Below are 13,907 nucleotides of genomic sequence, written 5' to 3'. Positions count from 1 at the left end.
AATAAAGATTTTAATTTCGGTTCGATGTTTTTTTAATTAAAATGTATAATTCACTCCTAGGTTAATGCCAACCCCCGTGGTATAGGACAACACTGTCTGGTCTTGGGCAATGCCCGTACCGCTATTCCTTACAGATTGGGTCTGTTCAATATTTGGGTTCAGAAGATTTTTGCCAACAAGGCGTATGTTCCAATTCTTTCCTAAAGCTTGGCTCATTACAGCATCTAAAGTCACAAAGCCTTTTTCTATTATTGCCGCATCGTAAAAAATATCCCTGTTCGCTTGATCTGTAGGGACGCCCAATGCATAGATTTTGTCCGAGGCGTAATTAGCGGTCAATGATATCGCAAAGGGATTATCGGATGCAGTGGTGAAATTTAGGCTAGAATTGAAAATCCAGTCGGAAGCCCCCTGTAAATCGGTAGTTGTTAAATTGTTATATTGGAAACTACGGACCAGATTGCCGTTATCGTCGAAAATCTCTTTTAGGTCCTGCCTATGAAACATTCTAGTTGCATTGAACACCATGTTAAGGCCATAGCTTGAATTATCGGCACCGTCTTCCATTGGCTTTGGAGTTGCTAAATCCAATTTCGTTTCCATCTCAAGACCAAATACTTCAGCTTTGTCCGCTGAATTAAAATAAGAGAACACGCCCGCAGAACCTCTGTCCCTAACCCTGTTGATAGGGTCTGCAATGTTCTTGTAAAATGCGGTCACAGATACCAGTTGCCCGGCAGTGGGGAAATATTCCCATTTTAGATCATAATTTAGGTTGCGGGAGGCCTCCAGGTCAACATTACCTCTTGTGATCTGTCCTGTTGGAGATACATATTCAAAAGGAGAGACTTCCTTGAATTCGGGCAAGGTAAGTGTTCTGCTCACAGCGAGTCGAAAAGCACTAAGTTCGTTTATACTGTACTTAATGTTTAAACTTGGGTATAGATTGTTGTATTCCTTGATACTTTTTCCTGTTCTAGGGAATAAATTCCCAATATCATAGGTTACATTGATTTGGTCTTGTTGGTAGCGCATACCCACGTTGAAATTCCATTTTTCAAGACCTACGTTGAAATCTGAAAAGAAGGCTTTAGAGTCCAATTCCCCAGTGTAAATGTCTTTTCTTTCTCCCTTGGCATTAGTCCCAAGACGATTGATTTTTAACAATCCATCGTCAAAGTTTGCCTGTTGAAAAATGCCTCCAAGATTATCAATGGATGGGGGGTTGATGGCATTGGTGGAAGTTTCTTCCACGCCAATAAACTCTGAGCTGAAATCCCTTGTCTTATTTCTATAGGAAGCTCCAATTTCGATTTTAAAGGTTTTGTTGTCTTCATCTATAATGCGCAAGATGTCCTTTACATGCCCAGTAAATTCTGAGTCTTCGATCAATTGGCTCGATTTCCTTTGTTGGAAACCTCCATTTCTTCCCAACTGTACAAATGTGCCATCCGGGTCAAAGTTTACCTCGTTTCTAATTCTGTTGGGTTCATCGGCATTTAATAGGTTAAAACCTCCAGCCCATTCCAACGTATTTTTCTCTGTTACTTGGTGAGTGCCCAAAAGTTGGGTGATAAGCAAACGGGTCTGTTTTGTATTCTGGTCCCTTATGAATTGGAAAAGACCTTCAGAGGGAGCGGTTTCTTCAAAAATGGTTGCTTCCCCATTCCTACCTCCTTCAAAAACCTCCTCGTTTAATTTATTCACAAAAAAAGTGCTCGACTTAATCTTGTTCTTATCATTTATATGGTAGGAGACATCCAAAAGGGCCGAATTGACAATATTCTTTTTAAAGGTAGTGGCATCCGTTATCGTATCATCAATGAAGTTAGATCTAAATTGGCGGAAAAGACCCTGTTTGTAGCCGTAAGATTGGGAATGTGAACCGGTTAGAAACACCGCCAGTTTATCGTTGAATCTTTTCCCCGCGGATATGGAATAGGAGTAATCCAAAGGGACATCCTGTTTGTCTGTATTCCAACCCTGTTGCGTAATGCTCTGCAGGGTAGATTGGTTTTTGGTATAGAATCCAAAAGAGGTATTTCTTAAGTTTTGGGATACTCTAAAATTGTCCCAAACCCCGCCCTTGGCCACATTGGTGTTGATCCCGCTTGATGCGCCAACGGAAAGTTCTTCTGAGCCACTCAACTCCCGTGAGGTAATATCAATAACCCCTGAAGCCTGATCGGCAGAAGACTCAACGGTGTATGTTTTACTGATGCTTACATTCTGAATAACCCTTGTTGGAAAAAGGGATAGGTCAATATTCTTTTTTTCAACATCATCTGAAGGAATGGTCAATCCATTTAATGTAGTGGAAAGATATCTGTCTCCTAAACCCCTTACAAATACATCCCCAGAGGTTTGGCTGCTTGTTACCCCTGAAATCTTTGTAGTGGCCGCCGCAACATCTGAAACTCCTATTTTTCCCAATTCAACCGCCCCGATGCTTTCCTTTATTTCAACGGCTCTTTTTTGATCTAGGATCAGTGCGGTCTCGGAGTCCTTCCTCGCAGAAACGGTTATCACAACCTCGTCCAGGGTTACCCCTTGGTTGGCGCTCATCGGGATATTCAGGGTGGTAACCTTTCCTGGGGTTACTTGAACTTCAGGTATTTCTACCGTCTCATAGCCCAAATAGCTAAAGGCTATGGTATAGGTGCCCGAAGTTAAGTCGCTGATTTCATAGAGCCCATCATAATCTGAAGTAGCCCCTTTTGTGGAACCTTTAATCAATACATTGGCAAAAGGTAGTGGCTCGTCGTTCAATTCTTTGTCGATCAATTTTCCTACAATCCTTCCTGTGTTTTCTTGTGCCTTGGTCTGCAGTACAAATACCAAGCAAAAACTCAACAATAACAATCTCATTATATTCATTTCTAAAAGTTGCAGCAAAGAAACTTACATGTTGTAATCTTGACGTTACCCCCGTGTTAAAGGTTTATTTTGTTAGTGTTACCTTAAGGTTACCATATTAAATCATCGTTAAGCGGACATTTCGTAATGGTATTATCTTTACTTTTGAACGAATAAACCAAGAGCATGACCAATGAACAATAATGAGATTAGGATACTTTTAGTAGATGACGAACCGGATATTTTGGAGATTGTCGGTTACAATCTATCTGCAGAGGGCTATGAGGTTTTTACGGCAAAGAATGGGGTGGAGGCAGTGGCAAAAGCTAAAAAAAAGCAGCCGCACCTTATCATTATGGATGTGATGATGCCGGAAATGGATGGTATTGAAGCTTGTGGGATCATCAGGAATACCAAAGGCCTGGAAAATATTATTATTACCTTTTTGACGGCTAGGGGAGAGGACTATTCCCAGGTTGCCGGTTTTGATGCAGGTGCCGACGATTATATCACCAAGCCTATAAAACCAAAGGTGTTGGTCAGCAAGGTAAAGGCTTTGTTGCGCAGGCTTAAAGATGAAGCTGACGGCTCGGAAGAAATTACCAAAGTTGGTTCCATTGTTATTAACCGTGAAGAATATAAGATAGTCAACAAAGGACAGGAGATCATTTTGCCTAAAAAGGAATTTGAATTGTTGGCCTTATTGGCATCCAAGCCCAGCAAGGTGTTCAAAAGGGAGGTGATCTTGGACAAGGTATGGGGCAATGAGGTGGTCGTTGGAGGCCGTACCATTGATGTGCATATTAGAAAATTACGTGAAAAAATTGGTGACGAGCATTTTAAGACCGTAAAAGGTGTTGGGTATAAGTTTGTTCTATAATGGCAATAACGCTAAGAAAATCATACAAATTTGCCTTTAGGTCGGCCCTGTTAATCGCAGGTGTCTTAAGCGTTTGTATGGGGTTCTTTATGCAAATTAAGGCCTCCATAGATTGGTCCTTACTCAGTATTTTTGCTTTCCTTTCCTTCTTAATATCCTTTTTTGTCATTCAGGTCCGGGTAGAAAAATTTATTTATAAAAGGGCCAAAAAAATATATGACGATATCTCGTTGTTGGAATCTTCCTCCTTGTCATCTAGAACCATTACTACAGATATGGCGACCTTGACCCAAGAAATAGAGAAATTCGCCAAGGATAAAAAAGTAGAGATCGATACTCTAAAGATTAGGGAAGAATACCGCAAGGATTTTTTGGGAAATGTGTCCCACGAATTAAAGACGCCATTATTTACCGTCCAAGGGTATATACTTACCCTGCTAGATGGGGCCATGAAAGACAAAAATGTCAGGAAAAAGTATTTGCAAAGGGCCAATAAAGGGGTAGAGCGACTCATCTATATCGTAAAGGATCTGGATATGATCACCAAATTGGAGGTGGGGGACCTACATTTGGAAATGTCGGATTTTGACATCATAGAATTGATCCAAAGTGTGTTCGACTTATTGGAAATGAAGGCACTCAAAAGAAATATCACCTTGGCTTTTGATATGGAATATATACATCCGATCATAGTTCGTGCGGATAGGGAAAGAATACAACAAGTGGTCACCAATCTCATTGTCAATTCTATAAAATACGGGAATGAGAACGGAACCACGGAGGTGAGTGTTGAGAACTTGATCAAGAATAAGGTCATCGTTAGGGTAACCGATAATGGCGAAGGCATTGCCAGACAACATATCCCTCGACTTTTCGAGCGCTTCTATAGGGTAGATAAGAGCGGAAGCAGAACAGAGGGAGGGTCAGGCCTGGGACTTTCCATAGTAAAGCACATTATTGAGGCTCACGACGAAAAGATTTATGTAGAGAGTGTACTAGGTGTCGGTTCCGAGTTTTCATTCACCCTAGAGAAGGCTAAAAATAAAGTAGTATAGTTCAGTTATTGGTTATTCTGGGCTTCAGTTCAGGGAAGCGACCAAAATACTTTTAGTCAATTCCAATTTGCAAAAGAACACAATTCAAAACATTGCAAGATTTCCTTAGCTTTGCCAAATCAATAAAATTTTGATTTCCGTGGGAAGTAAAAACAAGCTAAAGCGATTTAAGGAGAACGAATCATTTAAAAATGTGGTTCAACCCAGTAGGGAAGAAATTGAGGATGGCACTTTTGAGCTAAAGGGCAAATGGGCCTCATTTTTTGGCAACGACAATCCTATTATTTTGGAATTGGGCTGTGGCAAGGGAGAGTATACCATTGGTTTGGCAAAACAAGATCCTGACAAAAACTATATAGGCGTAGATATTAAAGGGGCCCGTTTTTGGAGAGGTGCCAAGACTGCTATACAGGAAGGGTTGAACAATGTAGCCTTCGTTAGGACTCAAATTGAGTTGATTGACCAGATCTTTGGAAAAAATGAGGTATCTGAAATTTGGATCACCTTCCCAGACCCCCAAATTAAATACAAGCGTACCAAACACCGCTTGACCAATCAGGCGTTTTTAGAAAAGTATAAGGTTATTCTTAAAGAAGACGGGGTTGTTAACCTAAAGACCGACAGCGAATTTATGCACGGATACACCCTTGGCTTATTGCACGGCTTGGGATTGGAAGTGGTTTATGCCAATCACGATGTGTATAAAAATGAAGGAAGTCCGAAAGAAGTGTTGGAAATACAGACTTTTTACGAAAAACAGTATCTTGGCAAAGGAAAACCAATCACCTATACCAAGTTTAGGGTTTCGTAACCTATGACACATCTTATAATTCTTTTTTTTGCCACTTTTTCTGCGGCCTTTATGGCCACCGTACCGCCGGGACTTCTCAATATGAATGCGGCCAAGACCAGTGTAGAAAAAGGTAAGCTGAACGGAATAATTTTCAGCCTTGGGGTTTCTTCCATGATCATGGTACAGGCATTTATTGCCGTGTACATTTCTAAATTCCTCCATAACAATCCCCAGGTTATAGATATACTGCTTCAAATTGCCCTCTTGGTATTTGCTTTTTTTACTATTTACTTTTTTGTGGTAGGCAAAAAGAACAAGAAAAAGATCGTTAAAGTTGTTAAGGTCAGTAAAAAGAACAGCTTTTTCAAGGGGGTATTATTGGCAGCCTTAAACTTACTGACGATCCCTTATTACAGTGGGGTTAATGCGATGTGGAATGCTTCCGGATGGATCAAATTCCAAGCACAGGACATTTTCATCTTTATTTTCGCGGCAGGATCTGGAACCTTTGCGGTCTTATATTTGTATACCGTGTATTTTTATAAGTTGGACGCCAGTTCCAGCGGGTTTTCAAAGAATTCCAATTATATTTTGAGTGCCTTGATGCTAATATTGTTTGTAATAACCGTTATCCGGATTTTATATAATTGATATGGCTGAGGAGAACCAAAATTTCTTTCAAAAAGTCTATGAAGTTGCTCGTTTGATCCCTTATGGGAGGGTGACTTCCTATGGGGCCATAGCCAAATATCTGGGCGCCGCCAGAAGTGCACGCATGGTAGGGTGGGCCATGAACGCATCACATAATATGGAAGACATACCGGCTCATAGGGTAGTCAATAGAAAGGGACTGTTAACGGGCAAACACCATTTTGATGGTACCAATCTAATGCAGCAATTATTGGAAAATGAAGGCGTGCAGGTCCATGGGCTTCAAATCGTAGATTTTGAAAAGCGCTTTTGGGATCCAAATAAAGAGCTAGGGGAATACTATCAGTAACATGGTTTTAATGCCCTTTTAGTGGGTTTGTTTTGCGATAGATAAACATTATCGCCCTATTTTACTTTTAAGTTGTTGCCCTTTCTTAATCTCATGCCTATACCGTATCTTTGTAATTTAGAATCAATTTAATTAATGCTGAAAAGCAAATCTTTATAATGAAATTTAATAAGAAAGATATACTTGCGGCTCTTGAAGAGATCACAGTCCCTGGAGAGGGCAAGAACATGGTGGAAAGCGGTGCGGTGACCAATGTCATGGTATTTGGCGATGAGGTAGAGGTAGACATCACTATCAGCAATCCAACCCTTCAGGCACGTAAGAAAACAGAGGTAGAAATTCTAAAGATCATTCACGCCAAGGTCTATGAAAAGGCCAAGATCAAAATCAACATTAAGGTGGATGCCCCGGCAAAACCCAAAGTCAATGAGATAAAAGGTAAGGCTATCCCAGGTATACAAAATATCATTGCCGTTGCTTCGGGAAAGGGCGGCGTAGGAAAATCTACCGTAACAGCTAATTTGGCGGTAACCCTGGCCAAGATGGGCTTTAAGGTAGGGCTGCTGGATGCCGATATTTATGGGCCCTCGGCTCCCATCATGTTCGATGTTGTCAATGAAAAACCATTGGCGGTCAATATTGACGGTAAATCCAAGATGAAGCCCGTAGAAAGCTATGGGGTAAAGATATTATCCATCGGGTTTTTCACCCAGCCCAATCAAGCTGTGATTTGGAGGGGACCAATGGCTGCAAAGGCTTTGAACCAAATGATTTTTGATGCCCATTGGGGAGAGTTGGATTTTATGTTGTTAGACCTTCCTCCGGGAACCGGTGATATACATCTAAGCATCATGCAATCCCTTCCTGTAACGGGAGCTGTTGTGGTAAGTACCCCTCAGGAAGTTGCATTGGCAGATGCCCGCAAGGGAGTTGCCATGTTCCAACAGGAAGCCATCAATGTACCGGTTTTGGGAATCGTGGAAAACATGGCCTACTTTACCCCAGAAGAATTGCCAAATAATAAATACTATATATTTGGGAAGGAAGGTGCCAAACATTTGGCTGAAGATTTGGATGTGCCATTTTTGGGAGAAATTCCATTGGTACAGAGCATCAGGGAGGCTGGAGATATTGGGAGGCCGGCAGCATTGCAAACCGCAACCCCAATTGAGGAGGCTTTTGAAGAATTAACTAAGAATGTTGTTAGGGAAGTGGTTAGCAGAAACAAGAGCATACCACCAACAGAAGCAATCAAAATAACTACAATGGCAGGTTGTTCGGCCGTAAAAAAGAAATAGCTATGACGTCAGAAGAAATTAAGATCAATGTAGAGAAAGCACTTGAAGAAATACGTCCATTTTTACAAAGTGATGGAGGAGATATCTCCCTGATCTCTATAGATAATGACACTTCTGTAAAAGTAAAATTGGAAGGTGCTTGTGTGGGGTGCAGTGTGAATCAAATGACCCTGAAAAGCGGGGTGGAAATGACCATTAAAAAGTATGCCCCACAAATTGAGGAAGTAGTGAATGTGGTTCAATAACTGATGGATGTCATAAACCGTCCGGGAGCCCTATCCTAGTTTTACCTATTTTAAGAATACGAATACATGATCAAAACAGACATATTAATAATCGGTGCGGGACCTACGGGTCTTTTTGCCGTTTTTGAAGCAGGATTACTTCAGTTAAAATGCCACTTGATAGATGCTTTGCCTCAGGCAGGAGGACAATGCTCTGAAATTTATCCCAAAAAACCCATTTACGACATCCCTGGGTTTCCTGAAGTTTTGGCCGGAGATTTAGTGTCCAATCTTATGGAGCAGATCAAGCCCTTTCAACCAGGATTTACCTTAGGGGAACGCGCACAGACCATAGAAAAACAATCCGATGGTTCCTTTATTGTAACCACAAACAAAGGTACTAAGCATCAGGCGCCAATTGTTGCTATTGCAGGAGGGCTGGGTAGTTTTGAGCCGAGAAAACCCTTGTTGGAAAACCTTTCCAAATATGAGGATAACGGAGTAGCCTATATGATCAAAGATCCCGAGGTGTACCGCAATAAGAAGGTGATCATTGCCGGAGGTGGCGATTCTGCCCTGGATTGGAGTATTTTCCTTGCAGACGTAGCATCGGAGGTAACCTTGGTACATAGAAGAAATGAATTCAGGGGAGCTCTGGATTCCGTTGAAAAGGTACGGCACCTTAAAAATCAGGGAAAAATCAATTTGATAACCCCAGCGGAAATAATTGGGTTGCAGGGAAAAGATACCTTGGAAGCTGTTGTTATCCAGAAAACTGGAGGGGAAGAGATTGTTTTGAGCGTAGATGATTATATCCCATTATTTGGACTATCGCCAAAATTAGGACCTATTGGAGACTGGGGACTGGAAATAGAAAAGAATGCCATTAAGGTTGATAATACGTTGGACTACCAAACGAATATTCCAGGCATCTATGCCATTGGGGATGTGAATACCTATCCCGGGAAACTAAAGCTCATCCTTTGTGGGTTCCATGAGGCCACCTTAATGTGCCAGAGTGCCTATCAACGCATATTCCCTGAGAAACGCTATGTGATGAAGTACACTACCGTTGGTGGTGTAACGGGCTTTGATGGAACCAAAAAAGAAGCTGAAAAATCTGTGGTCAAATCCATCGAGTAATATCACAAAATCTTCAAAGTTGTTAAAAGGGTTTAGGTTAGCATCATAACTTTAAAGAAACCTATTAAATTTGCCAAGAATTTGAATTGTTGAACCAACGGCCCATGAGCGATATTAAAATAAAGATTAAGGATAGGGAAGGCGTACTACATGAAGTGGATGCCCCAACTGATATGAACATGAACCTTATGGAAATTGTTCGGTCCTATGAATTGGCACCTGAGGGTACCATAGGGATTTGCGGCGGCATGGCCATGTGTGCCTCATGTCAGTGCTATGTGAATTCTGGTCATGAGCTTCCTGAAATGTCGGATGATGAAGATGCAATGTTGGCCGAAGCTTTTTACGTAAAGGACAATAGCCGTTTGGGCTGTCAGATCCATATGACCGAAGATTTAAACGGCTTGGAAGTGGAGTTGGCTCCGGAGAGTTAAATTATTTTTTCTTCCATTTATTACTACATAAACCAAAAGACCTGCCTCCTAAAAAGCAGGTCTTTTGGTTTTTTATATTCTCGCCTGATAGGTGAAGAGATTGTAGTATCTGCCTTCTTTGGCAATAAGTTCGTCATGGGTCCCTTGCTCGGCAATACGGCCATTTTCAATGACCAAAATCTGATTAGCTTTCCTAATGGTGCTCAATCTATGGGCGATTACGAAAGTTGTACGCCCTTCCGTCAGGGCTGCCAAACTCTTTTGAATCAAGGCTTCGCTTTCGGTATCCAAATTGGAGGTGGCTTCATCCAAGATCAAGACCCTTGGGTTTGCCAAGATGGCCCTTGCAATGGCAATACGCTGGCGTTGTCCGCCTGAAAGTTTAACCCCACGCTCCCCAATCAAGGTATCTAATCCTTTTTCAAACCGGTCTGTAAATTCATTTACATAAGCAGATTTTACAGCTGCCAGCAATTCTTTTTCAGAGGCGTTGGGTCTTGGAAAAAGGATATTCTCCCTTATGGTTCCCTCAAAAAGAAATTCATCCTGGAGCACCACTCCTAGGTGTTGTCTATAACTTCCCAAGTTAGCGGTGGCCAAATCTATCCCATCAACCGTAATACTTCCAGATTGTGGGTTTAGAAAGGAGGCTGCCAAACCGGCAATAGTGGATTTACCACTACCTGAACTTCCCACGAGGGCGAGTACGGAGCCCGACTTCACTTCAAAACTAATATTGTGCAATACTTCCTTGTCTTCCTCATAGGCAAAGGATACGTCATTAAAAGCGATATCGCCTTTTACGTTCTCTAAAATAGTGGTCCTGTCCTCCTCGTTCATTTCTTCAGTCATGTTCATCAGTTCCTCTGTACGGTCAAGACCTGCCAAGGCTTCTGTTAATTGACTTCCAATATTGCTCATTTGAACAATGGGGGCCACCATCAATCCCAATAAAAAGGTAAAAGTCAAAAACTCCCCAACAGTGAGTTCATCCATCATAATTTTATATCCACCAATCCCCATGATTCCTGTTGTTGCCAAGCCTAGGAGAAAGGTAGAGGAACTGGTCATAAAGGCAGTTGCGGTAAGGCTCTTTTTTACGTTCTGGAACAGTCGCTCCACCCCATCTTCAAAAACCTTGTGTTCCTGAGCCTCTGCATTGAATCCTTTGATAACCCTTATGCCTCCCAAAGTTTCCGTTAGCCTTCCGGTTACCTCGGCATTGATTTTGCCGCGATTTCTAAAGATAGGGCGGATAACCTTAAACGCTTTTAGGGCAATCAACGCAAAGATGGCCAGTGGTACCAAGGTAAAAACGGTCATGGACGGACTGATACGTATCAACAGTACCAGAGATACCACCGCTGTAATGGTGCCACCTACCAATTGCACCAAACCTGTCCCAATAAGGTTTCGTACCCCTTCCACATCGCTCATGATACGGGAAACCAGGGCTCCCGATTTTGCATTGTCGAAAAATCGGATAGGGAGGGACAATACTTTTCGCTGAACCTGGGCCCTTAGTTCTGAAATGAGATACTGAGCCTGAACGCTCAATATTTTCGTGAGCAGAAAGGAGGTCACCGCCTGTACTAAAATTGAAAACCCAACGGCCAGGACCAGGATTTTCAACAGCTCCATGTTTTTGTTGGGAATAATGTCGTCCATTAAATATTTGAGGGACATCGGGGCCACAAAACTGGCAGCCTTACTGATCACAATGAGCAAAAGCCCAACAAATACAATATTGCGTCTAGGCCAGATTATTGTTTTAAAGGCAGTGAGGATATTAACTTTTTTATCGGACATTTTATGAATGAAATTTTATTAGGGATAGTCGAAATTTAAGCCCGCAATTTACCTAAAATTAAGGGAACAGAGGGGGAAGTGATTCTGGATACGAAATTTTTAAGTTTAAATTAGTATTTCAATGGTAGGTCGATTATTTTCATGCCATCAAGTTGAACATCCATACCGTTATAAATTTAGGAGTATTCCATTTTCAAATAAAATTGAAATAATTAATCTTACTACCCATGAAACTATTATACACCTGTATTTTAATGGCCCTTGTAGCCTGTAATACCAATACCACCCAAACCGAAGAGGAACGTTGGCAGACTTATGCCGATAATACCACCATTATTCGCGATGATTTTGGAGTGCCCCATATTTACGGAAAGACCGATGCCGATGCCGTATTTGGGCTTTTGTACGCCCAATGTGAGGACGATTTTTATAGGGTAGAACAAAATTACATATGGGCCACTGGTCGTTTGGCAGAAGTAGAAGGGGAGGGAGCTATATATAGTGACCTCAGAGCAAAACTTTTTATGACCGAGGAGGAGGCGAAAGCCAACTATGAAAAGAGTCCTGAATGGTTGAAAAAGTTGTGCGACGCCTTCGCCGATGGGGTTAATTATTACTTGCATACCCACCCAGAGGTTAAGCCCAGGCTATTAACCCATTTTGAACCATGGATGCCGATGTGTTTTAGTGAGGGATCCATTGGAGGGGATTTAGAACAGATATCCACCGAGAAGATTCAGGCCTTTTACGAAGGGGACATGTCCGTACCGGAGTTTAGTGAATTGGAGGCCGAGAAAAAAGAGGCCGAACTGGAGCCACAAGGATCCAATGGGATTGCCATTTCGGGGAAATTGACCCAGTCGGGCAATGCTATGTTGTTGATCAACCCCCACACCTCTTTTTATTTTAGGGGGGAAGTCCACGTTGTCAGTGAAGAAGGCCTCAATGCCTATGGCGCCGTGACTTGGGGCCAGTTTTTTGTTTATCAGGGATTCAATGAGAAAACGGGGTGGATGCATACCTCTACCTATACCGATATCATGGACGAATTCAAGGAAAATGTCATGGAAATGGATGGGAAATTGATGTATAGTTATGGGGAGGAGTTACGTAAGGTAGAGACCTCCAATATCGTTTTAAAATATAAAGTAGGGGATTCCTTAAAGGAAAAATCTTTTCCAGCCTATCGCACCCATCACGGCCCCATTACCCATATGGCGGAAAACCAATGGGTGGCTACGGCCATGATGTGGGATCCGGTCAAGGCCTTGGAACAATCGTATGTGCGTACCAAAAAGGATGGCTATAAGGGCTTTAGGGAAATGATGGATATACGTACCAATTCCTCCAACAACACTGTTTATGCCGATGCAGAGGGCAATATTGCTTACTTCCACGGTAATTTTGTGCCCAAAAGGGATACTATATTTGATTATTCAAAGCCTGTAGATGGTAGTAATCCTAAAACGGATTGGCAGGGATTGCATACGGTAGATGAGAATATTTTAGTGCTAAATCCTGCCAATGGTTGGATTCAGAATTGCAATTCAACCCCCTATACCTCGGCATTGGAATACAGTCCGAAGAAGAAGGATTATCCCAATTATATGTCAAGGGACCAGGAAAATTTCAGAGGGGTCCATGCCATTGAACTGTTGAAAAATAGAAAGGGGTATACTTTGGATAGTCTCATTAAATTGGCGCATGACCCATATTTACCGGCCTTTGAAAAATTGATTCCCGGGCTGGTGGATGCCTATGATAAAACCAGTCCTAAAAATCCAAAATTAAAGGAGCCAATTGAGGTTTTGAGGCAGTGGGATCTTAGGACCTCCAAAGAAGCGGTAGGGATGTCATTGGCCCATTATTACGGAACCCTTTATGGGAGGATTGGTGATAGTCCGGAAGGGTTGAGCGATATGGAATTGATGAACTATCTGGGCACGGAATCCCCGTATGCCGAACGTTTGGAAGTGTTCCTAGAGGTGGTTGAGCAAATGGATGAAGATTTTGGAACTTGGAATACCCCATGGGGTGAAATAAACAGGTACCAGCGATTAAATGGGGATATCCTACAACCTTTTAGCGACAGCCTTCCCAGTATTGCCATCGGGTTTGCTTCTGGACGCTGGGGGGCATTGGCCGCCTACGGTGCCCGTTATGCCAACAATACGAAAAAGATTTATGGTACTAGGGGCAACAGCTTTGTTGCCGTGGTAGAATTTGGAGAAAAAGTAAAGGCCAAAAGCATGCTTGCAGGTGGGCAGAGCGGGGATCCCAAATCCCCTCATTTTAATGATCAGGCACAGCGCTATGCTGATATGGAGTTTAAAGACGTGCCATTTTATAAAGAGGACGTTTTAAAACGAGCAAAAAAAACCTATCATCCAGGGGAGAAATAAGACGTGGTATACG

General features: G+C 42.1%; 12 protein-coding genes. 10 read left to right on the top strand and 2 right to left on the bottom strand.

Annotated elements, in window-relative coordinates; all coding sequences use genetic code 11:
• Positions 1 to 36: 36 nt before the first annotated feature.
• A complete protein-coding gene (locus ABXZ32_RS10615; RefSeq protein ID WP_354618653.1) occupies positions 37 to 2,868 on the bottom strand; it encodes a TonB-dependent receptor in 2,832 nt (943 codons plus the stop codon).
• Between the two features lie 181 nt (positions 2,869 to 3,049).
• Here ABXZ32_RS10615 and ABXZ32_RS10610 point away from each other — a divergent pair, with 181 nt between their 5' ends.
• The 9 genes from ABXZ32_RS10610 to ABXZ32_RS10570 all read left to right on the top strand — a co-directional run bounded on the left by ABXZ32_RS10610 (position 3,050) and on the right by ABXZ32_RS10570 (position 9,683).
• Positions 3,050 to 3,736, top strand: a complete 687-nt coding sequence (locus ABXZ32_RS10610) for a response regulator transcription factor (RefSeq protein WP_354618652.1) — start codon at positions 3,050 to 3,052, stop codon at positions 3,734 to 3,736.
• Positions 3,736 to 4,791 carry a sensor histidine kinase gene (locus ABXZ32_RS10605; protein WP_354618651.1) on the top strand — a complete coding sequence of 352 codons (1,056 nt, stop codon included), beginning with the start codon at positions 3,736 to 3,738 and terminating at the stop codon, positions 4,789 to 4,791. The genes ABXZ32_RS10610 and ABXZ32_RS10605 overlap by 1 nt, the downstream gene beginning before the upstream one ends.
• Before the next feature lie 139 nt (positions 4,792 to 4,930).
• Entirely contained in the window at positions 4,931 to 5,602 is a 672-nt protein-coding gene (gene trmB / locus ABXZ32_RS10600) for a tRNA (guanosine(46)-N7)-methyltransferase TrmB (RefSeq protein WP_354618650.1), read from the top strand.
• A 3-nt stretch (positions 5,603 to 5,605) separates the two neighbouring features.
• Complete coding sequence (locus ABXZ32_RS10595; protein ID WP_354618649.1) at positions 5,606 to 6,235, top strand: LysE family transporter; 630 nt, start codon at positions 5,606 to 5,608, stop codon at positions 6,233 to 6,235.
• A 1-nt stretch (position 6,236) separates the two neighbouring features.
• Positions 6,237 to 6,584, top strand: coding sequence for an MGMT family protein (locus ABXZ32_RS10590; RefSeq protein WP_354618648.1), 348 nt, complete (start codon positions 6,237 to 6,239; stop codon positions 6,582 to 6,584).
• Positions 6,585 to 6,742: 158 nt separating this feature from the next.
• Entirely contained in the window at positions 6,743 to 7,882 is a 1,140-nt protein-coding gene (locus ABXZ32_RS10585) for an Mrp/NBP35 family ATP-binding protein (protein ID WP_354618647.1), read from the top strand.
• Positions 7,883 to 7,884: 2 nt separating this feature from the next.
• Entirely contained in the window at positions 7,885 to 8,127 is a 243-nt protein-coding gene (locus tag ABXZ32_RS10580) for a NifU family protein (protein WP_062057665.1), read from the top strand.
• A 66-nt stretch (positions 8,128 to 8,193) separates the two neighbouring features.
• Positions 8,194 to 9,249, top strand: a complete 1,056-nt coding sequence (locus ABXZ32_RS10575) for an NAD(P)/FAD-dependent oxidoreductase (protein WP_354618646.1) — start codon at positions 8,194 to 8,196, stop codon at positions 9,247 to 9,249.
• A gap of 104 nt (positions 9,250 to 9,353) precedes the next feature.
• Positions 9,354 to 9,683 carry a 2Fe-2S iron-sulfur cluster-binding protein gene (locus ABXZ32_RS10570; protein WP_354618645.1) on the top strand — a complete coding sequence of 110 codons (330 nt, stop codon included), beginning with the start codon at positions 9,354 to 9,356 and terminating at the stop codon, positions 9,681 to 9,683.
• A 72-nt stretch (positions 9,684 to 9,755) separates the two neighbouring features.
• On the opposite strand, the gene ABXZ32_RS10565 is transcribed toward ABXZ32_RS10570, so the two are convergent.
• A complete protein-coding gene (locus ABXZ32_RS10565; protein ID WP_354618644.1) occupies positions 9,756 to 11,492 on the bottom strand; it encodes an ABC transporter ATP-binding protein in 1,737 nt (578 codons plus the stop codon).
• Positions 11,493 to 11,719: 227 nt separating this feature from the next.
• Between ABXZ32_RS10565 and ABXZ32_RS10560 the strand changes: the two genes are divergently transcribed.
• Positions 11,720 to 13,894, top strand: coding sequence for an acylase (locus tag ABXZ32_RS10560; protein WP_354618643.1), 2,175 nt, complete (start codon positions 11,720 to 11,722; stop codon positions 13,892 to 13,894).
• Positions 13,895 to 13,907 lie beyond the last annotated feature (13 nt).

Source organism: Sediminicola luteus, from assembly GCF_040566555.1.
GTDB lineage: Bacteria > Bacteroidota > Bacteroidia > Flavobacteriales > Flavobacteriaceae > Sediminicola.
The sequence above is the reverse complement of the archived record's forward strand: the minus strand, read 5'-3'. Positions and strand labels throughout refer to the sequence as shown.